A 15,696-nucleotide genomic window follows, 5' to 3' on the forward strand; every position below is an offset into this window, starting at 1 on the left:
GAGAGCAACTATGCTCGAAGAGTATGTTGGATTTGGTAATCTATTACCAAATATCAAGCCGACATAGGAAGAAAAATGATAAAAGCCCTCGAGAGTGAACTTCTCGAGGGCTTTTGTCTACAGTCTGTAGCTATCCAATGTATTGGATAGCTTTTTTGGTATTTACAAGTAAAAATAGGCTGTTTATGGAACCAATTGCGGAAAATAACGTATAGAAAGAAGAAGGACTTGCAGGAGGAAGGAGGATATAGATGTCCGAACAACATAGCAAATACAATGATTCAAGGCTTGTTACCATAGATGAGCAAATATGTGCACTTTTGCAGCAACGAAAAGAGCAAGCTGCTCATAATCCAGGCTTGCCTTCGGATGATACCATTTCGAAATGGGCACAGAAATATGGTTTCGATGATACTTTTTTAGCGTTGTTCTTCCAGTTGATTAAATCAGAAAAATACTATACTTCAAAGGTAGAACCATCAGGCTTCCGTCACTATATCCCTGTATTGAAAACGGTAGCAAAGGGAGAACGTTTGTATACGGTTTCTTATGTTCGTCAATATGACAATGCAAGTGTGGTGCAATTATTAATCGATTGGGATGAGCAGCAAGAACCTCAGCTAACGATTCAGCAAAAATTACAACGAAAACATTTTGGTCTATACATTGATGCGTCCTATGAATGCCGAAGTAAAGGTACAGGTGGCTCAAATGGACATGAAAGCAGTACGTATGTGGTGACACCACCCTTGCCAGATGATTTAAGGGGGCTTCATTTTGTTTTTACAGAATACGAGGATGCCTTTGAAGAAAAGCCGACAGGGTGGGCTATCACCATACAAGGTTAGGGGGATATTTAATGAAAAAATGGATGTTTCCACTTGCCCTCATCATCCTATTGACAGCTTGTCAAAGCCCCAAGCAGGAGATACATTATATCGCCAAAAGTGAGCATTGGAAAGCCATCTATCATAGTAATGGTGAGGTGGGCTTACGCTTATTTTATCTGGGAGATGATGATGATTTGGGGCCATTAGAAATTACGATTGAGGGGACAAAAGAATTCCAAAATTTAAGTGATGTTCAGTTAAATAAAGATGGCTATTATTCCTTCACCAAAAAAGAAAGTGAGAAAATCTTTAAACGAGAAACAAAGCCAATAATCCATGTAGAATGGCAATCTGAAGATGAGACCTTAGAAGTGAAAAATCATTAGGAGGTAATAATAAAATGCGAATTGAACAGCGCGAAGATATAGTGATTATTGATGGGCTAGAAATCAGCGGTACGATTCAAAAAAATCAACAATGCCCGAGTTGTCAAAATTCCATCATCTATGATGACACGTTTGATAGTTATTTTTGTGCGATGTGTAATGAGTGGCAAGAGGAGGCATGTGATGACCCGCATTGTCACTATTGTGTACAACGTCCAGAACGCCCATTGCAAGTCCGTCGCTAAATTTTTTTCTTTTTTAGGGTTTGACAAAGAATTTACTATTCGTTATAGTAATTAACAATTTCATACAAAATGAAATGGGCAATGATAAGGACAAGAGATGCGATTAACCATTTTTAGAGAGGGAGGCCTTGGCTGCAAGCTTCCTAATGTCGTACTCCCATCTTACTACCTTGGAGCCGTGCTTGGAAACTTGCACCGTTTTTTGCGGCGTTACTGCAAAATCAATGAGCCACTAGCTTATAAACTAGTGGGAATTTGGGTGGAACCACGGGTAAAAAACACATACTCGTCCCTTAGTAGGGACGGATATGTGTTTTTTTTATCTACACAATTATGCCAAGGTGTAATTGATTTTATTACTAAAAGGAGTAGAGAAACATGTCAAATCAACGTATTCACATTCAATTTCCAGATGGTCAACAACAAGCATTTACAAAAGGTGTGACACTAACCGATATTGCACAAGCGATTCGTCCAGAGCTTCGCAAAAAGGCAGTCGCCGGGAGTGTTAACGGAACCATCATTGATTTGACGCGCCCGATTATGGAAGATGCACAAATTACATTGTACGATGCAAGCTCAAAGGAAGGGATCGAGGTCATTCGCCATTCTACGGCCCATTTATTCGCTCAGGCAATTAAACGACTTTACCCACATGCACAATTTGGGGTAGGACCAGTCATTGAAAATGGCTTTTATTATGATATAGATATTGCCGATACACTGACACCGAGTGATTTGCAGCAAATTGAAAAGAAAATGAAACAAATTGTTCAGGAAAATATACCTGTTCATAGACGCGAGGTGTCACGTGAAGAAGCGAAGCAATTATTCGCCCATGATGTGTTAAAGCTCGAACTGTTGGAGGCAATTCCTGCAGATGAGCTAGTTACGATTTATGAGCAGGGAGAGTTTTATGATTTATGTCGTGGTCCACATGTCCCGTCTACAGGCAAATTACAGCATTTTAAATTAATGCATGTGTCGGGCGCTTACTGGCGAGGCGATAGCAAGAATCAAATGCTTCAGCGTATTTATGGCGTTGCCTTTGCGACAAAGGAAGAACTTCACGATCATTTTGTCTTTTTGGAGGAAGCAGAAAAGCGGAATCATCGTAAGCTAGGAAAAGAGCTATCGTTATTTATGTTTTCAGAGCAAGCACCTGGCATGCCCTTCTATTTAGCCAATGGTCAAATTTTACGCAATGAACTAGAATCGTATTTGCGACATTTACAAGCAAAATATGATTATAGGGAAGTACGAACACCGCTGATGATGAACCAACGCTTATGGGAGCAGTCAGGTCACTGGGATCATTATAAGGACAATATGTATTTTACGCAGGTGGATGACCAAAGCTTTGCCTTAAAGCCGATGAACTGTCCTGGGCATATGCTGATTTTCAAAAATGCCTTACATTCCTATCGGGATTTACCTATACGTATGGCAGAATTTGGGCAAGTGCACCGACATGAGTTTAGTGGCGCCTTGAATGGTCTGTTACGTGTACGAACTTTTTGTCAGGATGATGCCCATATTTTTGCCACACCACAGCAAATTGAGGATGAAATTGCACTGGCCTTAAAGATTATAGATGAAGTGTACAACGTCTTTGGATTTGCGTATACGATTGAATTATCGACACGTCCAGATGATTATATGGGTGATTTGGCACTGTGGGATCAAGCAGAAGCAGCACTTGAAAATGTCCTAAACAATTTAGGCATTGCCTATACAATTAATGCAGGGGACGGGGCTTTCTATGGACCGAAAATTGACATCCATATTAAAGATGCAATTCAACGCAGTCATCAATGTGCAACGGTTCAGCTTGATTTCCAGCTACCAGAGAAATTTGATTTAACATATATTAATGAACACAACGAAAGGGTGAGACCTGTTGTTATCCATCGTGCAGTGTTTGGCTCAATTGATCGCTTCTTAGGTATTTTAATCGAGCATTTTGGCGGAGCATTCCCAACTTGGCTGGCACCACAGCAAGTGCAAGTTATTGGGGTGGCAGAGGCACATCAAGGCTATGCCAAGCAAGTTGTTGAAGCTTTACAACAGGCAGAAATCCGTGTGCAATTAGATGATCGCCAAGAAAAGCTCGGCAAAAAGATACGAGAAGCCCAATTGCAAAAAATACCATATATTGTGGTTATCGGCGATCGTGAGGTTGCTAACCAAACTGTAGCTGTTCGCAGACATGGTCAGCAAAATGCCAATGATAAGTCACTACAGCAATTAATAGAAGAAGTCACAGCAGCCATTCAACAAAAAAGTTTAGCTTAATTCAAGTTAAGAAAGCTTGCGATGCATGTTCGTCACTCATCGCAAGCTTTTCAATTGTTAAGAAATTTTTACTTCTATTTTTTTGAAATGACTACTAGAATCTACATGGTGTGCATACAATGAATTAAAGGTGCTTGGAACTTTCTTGAAAATGCGAATGTCCCAGTATTACTTCTTGTGTTTCAGCGTCGATGACAAGAAATTTGCGATAGGATTCATCGGTATTGTGCTGAAAGGATGCTAAAAAATAAACTTGTCGATTGGGATGAATAAAAGTATGTTGAGAGAGGTCTATTGTTTCCTGTTTACCATCTGTTTGTAAATAAAAACGTTTTGTCGCATTTGCTACATCTTTAAAAGCCATCTTTTGACGAATATTCAATGAAGCATTGGTATATTCCTCATAAATCGCACGATTAAGCTGCTGATAAAATTTGTCCTCATCACGAAACGATTGAAATTGGTTGTTTGGGTATTGATATAGTGTATTTATTTCAGTTGGTGTGCAAAGTGTGGGTGATGTATTGTCTACTGAATGTTGAGGTGGCAATAATATTTTGGAAACAACCATAAAAGTTAAGATGAATACGTGCATCATTCAACCTCCAAATGTTTTCTTATCAAAAACATCGCCTACTTTTTCATTCTCTATACATTCTGAGAAATGGCTAGGTGAATGCATGTATCATCCCCGATAAAACCAGCCAATAAAACATGGCCTGGCTTTATCATATCTATACTTTCTTCTATTATATGCCTCGTTATGATTAGGAAGCTTGTGCTTGTTTTAAATATCTATTAAGTAAGACATCCAATTCTTGACTGTAATCTACTACAATAGGGTGGGTGAAACCAAGATCCTTTGCTTTTTTATACATAATTCTTCGTTTAATCTCAATTTCCGCCTTCAAGAATTGTTTAAGTAATAAGTTAACCAAGATATTTTCCTCCTAATTTTTTATCCATATTCTTGAAATAAATTTCTATGACCTCGATTCAACTTTTTCATTGTATATCACTTATATTAAAAAAAATGTCACATTGTGTATCGTTTCTCAAATTCGTAATTTAGTCATAGATAAGGTACATCATCCTATTTAGATTGATTGAAAATTTTTATATATTATAGATAAAAATTACTGTAAAATCCCCCTTTTATAGAATTTAATACATGACTTAAAACCCTATTCATGCGCTGGATAGGGTTATTCACGTTCTTTGTTTTAGAAAATATTAAGCGGGAAACAGAGCAGTCTTAAGTCTTTTATACTAAGAAAAAAGTTGTGATTAGAGATTGAATTTTCCGATAATTAAGCGCAGAATTCATATCTTGTCACATTTTAGCAAATTCCCTTTTTTGTTGTTTAGAAATGGGGACATTTCATTGTCTATGGTGAAATGTTGAGAATTTTTGAAATTAATGGAATAATAGATGGAAGATGAGGTGATGAAGCACATGATGAAAAAACTGGTTTCAATCATTGCTTTTTTAAGTTTACTAACGGCATGTGAAAGGGGGAGCCCTTACAGGAACCGACCATTGTGTATGACATGGATACGACATCGACATCCACTGAATTTAGCTATGTAGCGGATTTATCTTTGGAAAAAAGAGAGGCCTATCAAGCATTTTTAAACGATGGAGAAATTCGTCATTTGCAGACCTTTTCGCCAGAGGAAATGCTGCTAATTATGTTTGATTTAGTGGAGGAACCTCGTATGGATGCATTGTATGCGATTACTTACAGCAATGATGCATTCCCCACAAAAGAATTGTTTGAGCAATACTATACGGATTCACTTGCAGGTGATTTGCTTGTTACCTAATTCATGTATAGATTTTATGATCGAATAGCGGTTAATGAATCGAGCACCCCTGATTTACAGGTCGTTCAACTGGAAATTTCCGTTGGGAGTCAGCGCTGCATCAAAACATATACCCTGCAACAGCAAGAGGGGCTTTGGAAAGATGAAAGAGGAGAAACAGATGACTGAAATTTATTTTGTTAGACACGCACATGCTCATTATTCAGAGGATGAATATCATCGTCCACTATCTGCTCAGGGACAAAGGGATGCAGAGCGTGTCACAAATCTTTTGAAGCATTATCGAATCAATGCCGTTTATGCTAGTCCCTATCGAAGAGCCATTCAAACAGTGGAGGGGATTGCACATGCTCGTCACTTACCCGTCCAAACGATAGATGCTTTAAAAGAAAGACAGCTTTCTACTGGGAAGCTGGAGGATTTTCATGCAGCAGTGCAACGGGTGTGGGAGGAGCCAAGCTTTGCATGGGCAGGTGGAGAGTCCAATCAACAGGCGATGGCTCGTGCCATTCCAAGTTTGCAGCGCATCCTTCTTACTCATCAAGAGGAGTCTGTCGTTATCGGTACACATGGTAATATCATGGCATTGATGATGCAATATTTTGATGCCCAGTACGATTATGCATTTTGGCAAGCGTTAAGTATGCCAGATATCTATCGATTAGCCTTTCAAGGTCTATCCTTACAGGAAGTAACACGCGTGTGGCAAGAGGACTGAACAAAAAGAGATACTACAGCGATCATAGTATCTCTGTTGTGCTATTTAGTTAATTCCTCTCCCATTCGGAGCGTAAGAGGCCAAATAAAACTACGTCATGGAATGTACCGAAGCGGAAGATTTCTTGGCGTAAAATGCCTTCTTTTGTGAAGCCACATTTTTCATAGGAGCGAATCGCTGCTGGGTTAAAGCTAAAAACCTGAAGCTTGATTTTCTGAACAGCTATATATTGGAAGATAAAATCAATGAGCGTGTTCATTGCATCCGTGCCATAGCCCTTGCCGTGCCACTCTTTTCCGATTGAAATGCCCACAGAGCAAGTACTATTTTGCCAATTCACTGCATAAGCGCCACAGGAGCCGATCAGCTGATGGGACGCTTTTTCATAGATGCCGAAAAAGTATTCCTCCTTCTTCCCACTGATACTGTTAAAGAAAGCGGTGTGATCCTCTACAGTTTGTGGAAAGGGAATCTCATCATTAGCAAGTAGCAAAGAGGTGATTTCGCTTTCAATTGCTATAAAAGCCTCTAGGTCAGCAGCAGTCATTTGCTGTAAAGTGATCGATTGCCCTGTTAAAAATGTTGTCAAATAGTTTTCCATTATTATATTCTCCCTTGTATAAGGGCTGCAAGTAGCGTTACAACCCTACGATTGTTCGAAATACTTTCACGTCTACTGCATCTTTCACACTCATAAACCCACCCCTTTTTTGTGAATACTTACATAGTAGCATGAGGGACTAAGAGAATGGAAGAAATTATGCTAAAATATGTCCTAGTTAAAGAGAGAGAGGGATTAAGATGCGCACAACATATTTTACGAATTTATTACAATACTTACCACAAGAAGAGCAGCAACAATTACAACAGGCTTTTGGTGCTTCAGATGCACAAATTCAGGCCCTGTTAGAAGTATTTCCGAACTGCCCGCAAGCTTTGATGGAGCTATTACGGGATGTCAATGGTACATATTATTGTCAGCATGGGCAAGAAACTATTTGTGTTCTAGTGCTTGGCTCTGATTTAGGGGATTATCCGTATTATTTAAAATCGGTAGAGCAAATCGTGAAAGATTATCATGACAAGCGTGAAACAATTTATGAGCGCTACCAGGAATTTTTAGCGTATGTGGAAGTAGATGAAAAGATTAATATGCATGTCCCGTTAAATGAACGGCTCTGCTTTGCTGATTGTATGAATAATGGGGGCACATCAAGCCTATATATTGATTTTACGCCAAATGAAGCGGGACAAGTTGGCCAGGTGGTTCGTTATGTCCATGATCCTGATAGCTTTGAGGTGATTGCAGCTTCCTTTGAGGAGTATTTACAGCAACTTATAGAGGGAGACTATGAATTCACCGCTATTTATGAGGAGGAATTCGAGTGACTATGCAGCTCATGTTCTATGATGACAAAGTACAAAATTTAGTAGAACAATACACGCTAACTGAAGAGCAGCTACGCTATACAAAGTCTCCAAAAGAAAGTATTGCACTTGCTAAGCAGGATACTAGTCGACATGCTGTATTAGCAATGGATGGTAACAAGCTAGTTACGTTCTTTGTCTTACATGAAAAAGAGGGGGTGACGTCTTACTCCTCCAATGAACAGGCGCTATTAATCCGATCCTTTTCCACTGATTTTTATGAGCAGGGCAAAGGCTATGCCAAGACAGCACTTCAATTATTGCCTGACTTTGTTCGCAAGCATTTCCCACACATCAATGAGCTGGTGCTTGGGGTCAATGTGCCAAATAGAGCTGCTCAAGAACTTTATAAGCGATGTGGCTTTGTCGATGAAGGCAGACAGGCAATGGGAATTCGAGATGAGCTAAAGGTGATGAGCTATTATATGAAGGAGGCTGAAAATTGAGCCACAATATAATTGAAGCAAGAATGGAGCATTTACAGGCACTTTGTACAATCGATCAAGAAGTAATTGGAGATTCATCCAGAGCGGAAGAAATTCAGCAAGCCATCAAAGAGAAACGCTGTTTGCTATACCAATCCGCCGATACCATTGGAGGGTTTTTGCTATTTAGCAATGAATTTTTTGGCTATAGCTTTATTTCCTTAGTTATTGTCAAGCCGTCCGAGCGCAGACAGGGGATCGCATCTGCCTTAATGACCGCTTATATCCAAATGGCTAAAACAGCAAAGGTTTTCTCCTCTACAAATCAGTCCAATAGGCGTATGCACCAGCTTTTTCATAACCTAGGCTTTGTCAAAAGCGGTTTTATCGACAACTTGGATGAGGGAGACCCGGAAATTATTTATATGAAACAAGCCTCACCACAAACATAGGGTGAGGCTTTCGTTTATTTTTTTGCTTTGATGAATAAAAAGGATGGCCTGCGTAGTTCCTTTTCAATAGAAGGAAGCTGTTGAATGGCTGCTGTGTTTGGAATTGGTTCTACGATTTTATCAATGGTTAACCCATGGATAATCAATGTATTAACCAGCGTCGCTATGGTGCGATGATATTTGACAACACCATCCACCAACCATGTTTGCTCACGCATGCCTTCTTCCTGGTAATGATCCACAGCATAGTGTGAACGTTGATGATTGTCATCATATACCCAATTATCATCTGTTGTATGACGAGCTGTAGCAATAGGATGCTCCACCGAGAAGATAAATACACCGTTAGGACGTAGCATGTGAGCAATTTGACCAATGACCGCATTGAAATCTTTGACATAATGAAGAGATAGGGAGCTGGTTATACAATCAAAGCTAGCCGAAGGAGCTTCATAATCCTCTATTGCCTGTAGCTGATAGTCAATTTGTGGGTGGGCATGCTCCTGTTTAGCGACGGACAGCATATTGCTCGAAACATCTAATGCGGTTACGTGCTTGGCTTGATGGTCGATACAATACTTGGCGAAATCCCCCATACCACAGCCAATATCGAGTACCTGTAAATTTGTCAAAGGTGGAAGTAAAGCCTTCATCGTGGGCTGCTCCAAAAGACGGTTATAATTAGATGCTTTTTGTCTCAATGTCTTGTAGTGATGAAAAAATATCGGATTATCATAAATATTTTGTTTCATTAAAAGCCTCCAGTTTATGAAACATAACGTTATGTTATTTGTGCGCATCCTTATTGTCCCATGTAGATAGAAAAAGAAATAGACTTTTATTACAATTTTTTGTGAGATGTAGATAGAGGCATACCATTTTTTGATACAGTTATCTTCCATTTAATGGGGTATTTTATCGTTCCCTCTACATAATGATTGATCCTACCAAGCACATCCCCATTTCCATGTCATAAAAATGTAACAATTTGAAAAAATAAAAATATTTAAAGGGAAAACATGGCACTTCTTACACGCTATAACGTTCTTACTATTTGGAAGCATATTCCGAAAAAGAGACGTTGGAGGGATTCTATTGAATCAAGAAAGTTTATTATCCATTAGTAGCAATGCCTTATTTATTGCCTTTATTCTACTACTCATTGCTATTGTGCCATTAGGGCTAGCAGTCAAATCAAAGAGAAAAACATTCGGTAAGCTAGGCCTATTGCTCACTTATATAGCCTTTGCCCTACAGCTCGTGTACTTTGTTGTCAGATGGGTGGCGGTTGACCATGCACCTGTCAGTAATATGTATGAATTTATGACGTTCTTTGGCATCATGCTTACAGGAAGTTACTTAATTATCCATTTCTTATATAAGCAAATCGTGGTAGGCTTATTCACGATTCCTGTATCCTTAATCATCCTTGGTTATGGAAGCGTTTTCGCAAAGGAAGTATCGCCGCTTGTTCCATCATTACAAAGTCACTGGTTAACGATTCATGTCATGACTGTGGCCTTTTCTAGTGCCATCTTATCTGTATCCTTTGCTACAGGTTTAATTTACTTATTAAGAACGCTAGATGTTTCCAAAAAATCTATCAGTACATACGGTCTTGAGTTTGTGCTGTATTGTTTGGTGGTTGTCATTGGCTTTATTGGCGTATCGACGTTTTTCAGCCTTGCCTCAGAAGAGGTGCAGGTACAATTTGAAAATGCACAGGGACAGCAAGAAAAAGCCACTTACTCCATGATGCCCCTGATTGTAAGTAAAGGAGCCGTCACCGAAAAGGGCGAAGCAATCGGTGGTGTCGAAATCACAAATAAAATAGATGCCAAGAAATTAAACTCGATTGTCTGGGCATTTATCGTAGGGACTATTTTATATGGTGTCATTCGATTCATCACAAGAAAATCAGTGAGTGCCTTGCTAAAGCCATGGACAAGCCGCGTACAGCCACAATTAATGGATGAAATTTCCTATCGGGCTGTTGTTATCGGCTTCCCATTATTTGCATTAGGTGGCCTGCTATTCGCCATGATTTGGGCGCAAATTGCCTGGAGTCGCTATTGGGGCTGGGACCCGAAAGAGGTATGGGCATTAATTACCTTTTTATTCTACGCAGCCTTCCTCCATTTCCGCCTATCCAAAGGCTGGGAAGGAGAAAAAACAGCCTGGTTGGCCATTATCGGCTTCGGCATTATTGTGTTCAACCAAGTATTTGTCAATCTAGTCATTGCCGGCTTACATTCCTATGCCTAGCTGGAGGTAGGGGGCTTGACCCAAAGTGAGAGGAAAGCGCTCAATCCATCAAGGAAAGTGCTCCTAAATAAGTAAAAAGCGCTCAAACGGAAGAGTGAACCTCTTAGCTTTGGCCATCCTTTTCTTCTTATTAAAATATTCAACCGAAAAAAGCATTACGAAATGCATTGAGCACTTCGTAATGCTTTTTATTAATTATTTTTTGCGAAGTAGTCTAGCGTTGCTTGACCTAAAACGTTGGCGGCAATTCGTAATGAGCGCTCGTCGATATCGAATTTCGGATGATGGTGTGGATAGACTTCCTCCCAATCAGGGTTTTTCGCCCCTGTGAAGAAAAACGCACCAGGGATTTCCTCTAAGAAATAGGCAAAGTCCTCACCACCCATATTCGGATCAACTATTTCAACCGTCTCTACATCTGCAATTTTCTCTGCGGAGGCCATTATATGCTCAGTCTCTGCTTCATGGTTCACAACAGGTGGATAGCCTCGCACATACTCATACTCGTAATCGGCTTTTGTTAAATAACAAGTTGCCTTTAGTAGCTCTTCGATTTCATGCTCTAACAAACTACGCTCCTCCTCGTGAAAAGTGCGCACCGTACCCTTCATGTACACTTGATCGGCAATGACGTTGAATGGATTTAATGCCTCAATATGCCCAATTGATACTACTGCTGGACGTAATGGGTTGATGCGACGTGCCACAAGCTGCTGTAAATTTGTAATAAACTGAGCTGCAAGGACAATGGAATCCTTGGTGTCACTTGGGTTTGAACCATGGCCGCCCTTGCCTTTTATCGTTATATAAATACCATCTGCTGCAGCCATTAATGGTCCTTTAGCTGTTTGCACTTTGCCAAGATCAGTTGGTGCCCATAAATGTGTCCCAAAAATAACATCTACACCTTCTAAGCAGCCATCTCTAATCATCGAAATAGCTCCACCTGGCGCAAGCTCCTCAGCATGTTGATGAATAAAGACGATTGTGCCTTCTAAATCATTCTTCATTTGGTTAAACGCCTTCGCTAAGATTAAAAGGGAAGCTGTGTGTCCATCATGGCCACAAGCATGCATACGCCCTTTAATTTTTGATTGGAAAGGTAAGCCGGTTTCTTCCGTAATGGCTAAAGCATCAAAGTCTGCACGCAACGCAACTGTTTTCCCTGGTTTCCCACCAATTAGCTTTGCCACAACTCCATTGCCACCTACACCTTCACGAACCTCATGACCTAACGCGCGATGAAAGGCAGCAATGGTTTTCGGTGTTTCTACTTCCTCAAAGGAAAGCTCAGGATTTTCATGAAAATGACGACGAAGCTGTATTGTCTCTTCTTCATAATGTTTTAATAAATCTGCTAACTGTTGTTGTAAAGTTGTCATTCACTAACACTCCTTATTTTAAGTAAATATAATCTCCAGGACCAAGCGGTAAACCGAATAGGAACCAAATGGCGAAGAGGATAATCCAACCGATTGCGAAAAACACCGAGAACGGCAATAAAGAAGAGATAAGCGTACCAATTCCGATATTTTTATCATAGCGCTTTGCAAATGATAGTAAAATCGCGAAATACGGTAACATAGGGGTAATTGGATTTGTAATCGAATCACCTACACGATAGGCCATTTGTGTAACCGCTGGAGAATAGCCTAAGTATAAGAACATTGGTACGAAAATTGGTGCAAGTAAAGCCCATTTTGCAGAAGCACTGGCGATTAATAAGTTGACAAAGGCACAAATTAAAACAAAACCTATCATCATTGGTAAACCTGTAAAATTCAATGCCTGTAAAAGCTCTGCACCTTTAATGGCTAAAATAGAACCAATATTGCTCCAATTGAAAAAGGCAATCATTTGTGAAGCGGCAAATGCCAATACTATAAATGGCGCCATATCTGCAATGGATTTAAAGATTTTCTCTGCAACTTCCTTATCGTTTTTAACCTCCTTCGCTGCAATCCCATAGGCAAGGCCAGGTAATAGGAAGAAGAATAACATGATAGGGACAATGCCTGCCATGAAAGGTGAGTTTAAAAAGCCACCTGTTGCAGGATCACGTAAAAGTCCATTCGATGGGATGACTGTAAAAGCAATGACTAAAATATAAACTAGCGTGACGATTCCAGCCCATTTCAAACCTCTCTTTTCTAAAGCTGTCAATGGCTCTAGCTTTTCAATATCACCATGGAACGAACCAAAGCGAGGCTCTGTAAACTTCTTTGCAACCCACGTACCAATAATGACTAATAAAAACGTCGAAGCAATTAAGAAATAGTAGTTCATCGTTGCGCGACCAGTGTACGCGGGGTCTGCTATTTGTGCTGCTGATTCTGATATCCCTAATAATAATACATCTAGAGAGCTAATTAATATGTTCGCACTAAATCCTCCAGCTACAGCCGCATATGTAATAATTAAGCCTGCTAATGGATTTCGACCAATACTCATAAAAATCATGGCAGCAATTGGTGGTAAAATGATAAATGCCGCGTCAGCCGCTAAATTACCAACTAAACCTGTAAAAATGATAAAAGGTACTATTAATTTTGTAGGTGCTGACATCACAATTTTCTTCATGACAGCTGAAATCAAGCCTGTTTGCTCAGCTAAACCAATACCAATCATTGTCACGATTACTAGCCCTAATGGAGCGAAGCCTGTAAATGTTGAAACCATCTGCGTTAAAATTAAGATAAGCCCTTCTTGACTTAGCAGATTTTTTACTTGAATGACATCTTCGGTCCCAGGTTGAATTGCTGAAATACCGAGCATGGATAAAACCCATGATAAAACTAGTACTACACCTGCTAGAATAATAAATAATGTGATCGGGTCTGGTAGCTTATTACCTGCACGCTCGATTTTATCTAACATATTGTCAATCCAAGATTTTTTCTTAATTGTTTGTGAATTCCCTTGCATAAATTTCATCTCCTTTTATACTTTATTAGACTTAACCTTTAAGAATCCAATGTCTCTATTTTAAGACATTGAAAATCTATGTCCTTTATACAAAGAAACCATATTTTCTGACTATTTTCAATATTTATTTTTTATTAAGGAGCTATATGTATGTATAAAATTAATGTTTTTACCGCAAAACGCTCACTTTCATGGGTTCAACAGCTTGAAAAAATTAAACCCTCTTTTTGTGAATTTCATTACTATGCTTATACTGATTTTGAACATTTGAATGAGCTTTTAGAAAAGTATTTGGAAGGGGGAGATGGAGCGCTTTTTAGCGGACAAATTCCATATTTTTATGCTCAAACGCATTTTCAAGAAGCAACGGTACCCATGCATTATTTTGATATTTCAGAGCGTGATTTTTACCGTACCGTTACGGAGCTTTTTTATGAGAAAAAGATTGCTATGAATCGCATTGCCATCGACTTTTGCTATGAGGAAAACGGCTATTTGGGCATTCATGAATGGTCGATAGGAAAAAAACCTTATCTTTTTAGCCAAACGATGAGCGAGTACGCAAGTAGCGATATTGTCGATAAAGCTGCTGAATGGCATCTACAATTGCATAAGGAAAACAAGGTTGATTTGAGCTTTACCCGCATTGCAGAAATACGTGAGCGCTTAGCTGATCAAAATATACCATTTATCGCTTTTTACCCGTCTCAATATGCAATGCAATTAACATTAGATCATTTTCTCAATCAACTGCGAATTCGACAGCTTAACCAAAATAAAGTAGTGGTAGTGCATATTTTAATTCCGATTGATAAATCGAATATAGAAGACCTAGAATATCGGCAAATTGCCCTATATAAAACGATATTAGATTTCAAACAACTGTATGCTAGCTCATTTATCGTCCATCGTGAGGCATCCTTTATTGCAATTATCACGACGTATAAGCAATTTCTAAGTACAACGAATCGTTATTCACATTGTCATCTAGTTGATTTTTTAAATGAGAAGCTATCGTTTCCTGTTAGAATCGGGTGGGGTATTGGTGACTCTCTAATTGAAAGTCAGGAGTTTGCTAAAAAAGCCGCAACCCTATGCTCCTCAAAGGAAACGCAGGGATACATTATTGAAAATACACGAGAAATCGGGCCTTTACTATATGGAACGATGCTACAGTTTGACGATGAAAAACAACAGCATCTAAAAAATTTAAGTACGACATATGATATTCCCTTATTACAATTACAAAAAATAGAAGCGATGCTGGAAAAACTAACGACAACGATCGTCAGTGGGGAACTCCTCAGCACTCATCTCGGCATTACGGTACGCTCTGCCAACCGCATTTTAAAGCAGCTCCATGAAAAAAAATTAGCACACGAATTACCAAGCAACATATCCACCACGCGTGGACGACCAAAAAAGTATTATCAAATTCATTTATATTAGTCAGGATGGAATGGCTACCTTCGCAAGTTGATAAGATGATCGTAAAGGTATAGCGGGGGAGTAACTCGGATTTATAAATCCTGAAAGGGAAAAAGAGACATCCATTTACGAATGTCTCTTTTTATATGCACGTCTATGTTAAGTGAAGATTATAGTTTCACTACATTCGTTGCTTGAGGTCCGCGGCTGCCTTCTTCTACGCCGAATTCAACTTTTTGGCCCTCTTCTAAAGTTTTGAAGCCATCAGATTGGATAGCTGAGAAATGTACGAATACATCGTTGCCACCTTCAACTGCGATGAAGCCAAAACCTTTTTCTGCGTTAAACCATTTTACTGTACCTTGTGTCATGTAAACACCCTCCCAAAAAAATTCAACAATCAATTGCTTCTATCACATATAAAAAACCTATTCAAAAGCTCATATTACTTTTGAATACGTGTTTTTAATCA

The 15,696-nt window shown here is 39.3% G+C and carries 18 protein-coding genes; 11 read left to right on the forward strand and 7 right to left on the reverse strand.

The features are described from left to right. Positions 1–251: 251 nt before the first annotated feature. From JIN86_RS12820 to thrS, 4 genes are all read left to right on the forward strand, one after another. Complete coding sequence (locus JIN86_RS12820; RefSeq protein WP_202342091.1) at positions 252–848, forward strand: hypothetical protein; 597 nt, start codon at positions 252–254, stop codon at positions 846–848. 11 nt (positions 849–859) lie between these two features. Continuing rightward, a complete protein-coding gene (locus tag JIN86_RS12825) occupies positions 860–1,216 on the forward strand; it encodes a hypothetical protein (RefSeq protein WP_004230270.1) in 357 nt (118 codons plus the stop codon). Between the two features lie 14 nt (positions 1,217–1,230). Then, complete coding sequence (locus tag JIN86_RS12830) at positions 1,231–1,461, forward strand: hypothetical protein (RefSeq protein ID WP_004230268.1); 231 nt, start codon at positions 1,231–1,233, stop codon at positions 1,459–1,461. A 378-nt stretch (positions 1,462–1,839) separates the two neighbouring features. Then, positions 1,840–3,756: a threonine--tRNA ligase gene (thrS, locus tag JIN86_RS12835; protein WP_202342092.1), complete on the forward strand. Its 1,917-nt coding sequence runs from the start codon at positions 1,840–1,842 to the stop codon at positions 3,754–3,756. Positions 3,757–3,880: 124 nt separating this feature from the next. On the opposite strand, the gene JIN86_RS12840 is transcribed toward thrS, so the two are convergent. Both JIN86_RS12840 and JIN86_RS12845 read right to left on the reverse strand, forming a co-directional pair. Then, positions 3,881–4,351 carry a hypothetical protein gene (locus JIN86_RS12840; RefSeq protein ID WP_004230266.1) on the reverse strand — a complete coding sequence of 157 codons (471 nt, stop codon included), beginning with the start codon at positions 4,349–4,351 and terminating at the stop codon, positions 3,881–3,883. A 172-nt stretch (positions 4,352–4,523) separates the two neighbouring features. After that, positions 4,524–4,694 (reverse strand): aspartyl-phosphate phosphatase Spo0E family protein, encoded by a 171-nt coding sequence (locus JIN86_RS12845; protein ID WP_004230265.1) that lies wholly within the window; start codon positions 4,692–4,694, stop codon positions 4,524–4,526. A 604-nt stretch (positions 4,695–5,298) separates the two neighbouring features. Here JIN86_RS12845 and JIN86_RS23585 point away from each other — a divergent pair. Further along, positions 5,299–5,583: a hypothetical protein gene (locus JIN86_RS23585; RefSeq protein ID WP_237497270.1), complete on the forward strand. Its 285-nt coding sequence runs from the start codon at positions 5,299–5,301 to the stop codon at positions 5,581–5,583. Positions 5,584–5,743: 160 nt separating this feature from the next. After that, positions 5,744–6,301 (forward strand): histidine phosphatase family protein, encoded by a 558-nt coding sequence (locus tag JIN86_RS12855; protein WP_202342093.1) that lies wholly within the window; start codon positions 5,744–5,746, stop codon positions 6,299–6,301. 49 nt (positions 6,302–6,350) lie between these two features. On the opposite strand, the gene JIN86_RS12860 is transcribed toward JIN86_RS12855, so the two are convergent. Continuing rightward, complete coding sequence (locus tag JIN86_RS12860; RefSeq protein ID WP_202342094.1) at positions 6,351–6,902, reverse strand: GNAT family N-acetyltransferase; 552 nt, start codon at positions 6,900–6,902, stop codon at positions 6,351–6,353. A gap of 200 nt (positions 6,903–7,102) precedes the next feature. Here JIN86_RS12860 and JIN86_RS12865 point away from each other — a divergent pair, with 200 nt between their 5' ends. From JIN86_RS12865 to JIN86_RS12875, 3 genes are read left to right on the forward strand one after another with little or no spacing between them, the layout of a single operon-like run. After that, entirely contained in the window at positions 7,103–7,690 is a 588-nt protein-coding gene (locus JIN86_RS12865) for an SMI1/KNR4 family protein (protein WP_004230259.1), read from the forward strand. A gap of 2 nt (positions 7,691–7,692) precedes the next feature. Beyond that, positions 7,693–8,175 (forward strand): GNAT family N-acetyltransferase, encoded by a 483-nt coding sequence (locus JIN86_RS12870; protein WP_237497283.1) that lies wholly within the window; start codon positions 7,693–7,695, stop codon positions 8,173–8,175. Further along, entirely contained in the window at positions 8,172–8,606 is a 435-nt protein-coding gene (locus tag JIN86_RS12875) for a GNAT family N-acetyltransferase (protein WP_202342096.1), read from the forward strand. Before JIN86_RS12870 ends, JIN86_RS12875 begins: the two co-directional genes overlap by 4 nt. Positions 8,607–8,620: 14 nt before the next feature. Here the strand turns inward: JIN86_RS12875 and JIN86_RS12880 are convergent, their stop codons facing one another. After that, entirely contained in the window at positions 8,621–9,358 is a 738-nt protein-coding gene (locus JIN86_RS12880; protein WP_202342097.1) for a class I SAM-dependent methyltransferase, read from the reverse strand. A 343-nt stretch (positions 9,359–9,701) separates the two neighbouring features. On the opposite strand from JIN86_RS12880, the gene ccsB reads away from it, so the two are divergent. After that, the gene (gene ccsB, locus JIN86_RS12885) at positions 9,702–10,871 is read left to right on the forward strand and encodes a c-type cytochrome biogenesis protein CcsB (RefSeq protein ID WP_202342098.1); all 1,170 of its coding nucleotides are present in this window, start codon (positions 9,702–9,704) and stop codon (positions 10,869–10,871) included. Between the two features lie 191 nt (positions 10,872–11,062). Here the strand turns inward: ccsB and JIN86_RS12890 are convergent, their stop codons facing one another. After that, positions 11,063–12,253: an amidohydrolase gene (locus JIN86_RS12890; RefSeq protein WP_004230253.1), complete on the reverse strand. Its 1,191-nt coding sequence runs from the start codon at positions 12,251–12,253 to the stop codon at positions 11,063–11,065. Positions 12,254–12,266: 13 nt separating this feature from the next. Continuing rightward, on the reverse strand, positions 12,267–13,796 hold the full coding sequence (locus JIN86_RS12895) for an AbgT family transporter (RefSeq protein WP_202342099.1): 1,530 nt from the start codon (positions 13,794–13,796) through the stop codon (positions 12,267–12,269). 150 nt (positions 13,797–13,946) lie between these two features. Between JIN86_RS12895 and JIN86_RS12900 the strand changes: the two genes are divergently transcribed. Further along, positions 13,947–15,245, forward strand: a complete 1,299-nt coding sequence (locus JIN86_RS12900; RefSeq protein ID WP_202342100.1) for a hypothetical protein — start codon at positions 13,947–13,949, stop codon at positions 15,243–15,245. Positions 15,246–15,394: 149 nt separating this feature from the next. Here JIN86_RS12900 and JIN86_RS12905 read toward each other — a convergent pair whose 3' ends face one another. Further along, positions 15,395–15,595, reverse strand: a complete 201-nt coding sequence (locus tag JIN86_RS12905) for a cold-shock protein (protein WP_004230248.1) — start codon at positions 15,593–15,595, stop codon at positions 15,395–15,397. Positions 15,596–15,696: the final 101 nt, after the last annotated feature.

The organism is Lysinibacillus sp. HST-98 (assembly GCF_016757845.1).
Classification (GTDB): domain Bacteria; phylum Bacillota; class Bacilli; order Bacillales_A; family Planococcaceae; genus Lysinibacillus; species Lysinibacillus capsici.

Excerpts from the sequence above, each read along its gene's own strand:
- thrS (WP_202342092.1), top strand. The coding sequence starts at position 1,840 with ATGTCAAATCAACGTATTCACATTCAATTTCCAGATGGTCAACAACAA.
- JIN86_RS12825 (WP_004230270.1), top strand. The coding sequence starts at position 860 with ATGAAAAAATGGATGTTTCCACTTGCCCTCATCATCCTATTGACAGCT.
- JIN86_RS12840 (WP_004230266.1), bottom strand. The coding sequence starts at position 4,351 with ATGCACGTATTCATCTTAACTTTTATGGTTGTTTCCAAAATATTATTG.
- JIN86_RS12860 (WP_202342094.1), bottom strand. The coding sequence starts at position 6,902 with ATGGAAAACTATTTGACAACATTTTTAACAGGGCAATCGATCACTTTA.
- JIN86_RS12830 (WP_004230268.1), top strand. The coding sequence starts at position 1,231 with ATGCGAATTGAACAGCGCGAAGATATAGTGATTATTGATGGGCTAGAA.
- JIN86_RS12895 (WP_202342099.1), bottom strand. The coding sequence starts at position 13,796 with ATGCAAGGGAATTCACAAACAATTAAGAAAAAATCTTGGATTGACAAT.
- JIN86_RS12900 (WP_202342100.1), top strand. The coding sequence starts at position 13,947 with ATGTATAAAATTAATGTTTTTACCGCAAAACGCTCACTTTCATGGGTT.
- JIN86_RS12905 (WP_004230248.1), bottom strand. The coding sequence starts at position 15,595 with ATGACACAAGGTACAGTAAAATGGTTTAACGCAGAAAAAGGTTTTGGC.
- JIN86_RS12865 (WP_004230259.1), top strand. The coding sequence starts at position 7,103 with ATGCGCACAACATATTTTACGAATTTATTACAATACTTACCACAAGAA.
- JIN86_RS12820 (WP_202342091.1), top strand. The coding sequence starts at position 252 with ATGTCCGAACAACATAGCAAATACAATGATTCAAGGCTTGTTACCATA.
- JIN86_RS12855 (WP_202342093.1), top strand. The coding sequence starts at position 5,744 with ATGACTGAAATTTATTTTGTTAGACACGCACATGCTCATTATTCAGAG.
- JIN86_RS12870 (WP_237497283.1), top strand. The coding sequence starts at position 7,693 with ATGCAGCTCATGTTCTATGATGACAAAGTACAAAATTTAGTAGAACAA.
- JIN86_RS12880 (WP_202342097.1), bottom strand. The coding sequence starts at position 9,358 with ATGAAACAAAATATTTATGATAATCCGATATTTTTTCATCACTACAAG.
- JIN86_RS12890 (WP_004230253.1), bottom strand. The coding sequence starts at position 12,253 with ATGACAACTTTACAACAACAGTTAGCAGATTTATTAAAACATTATGAA.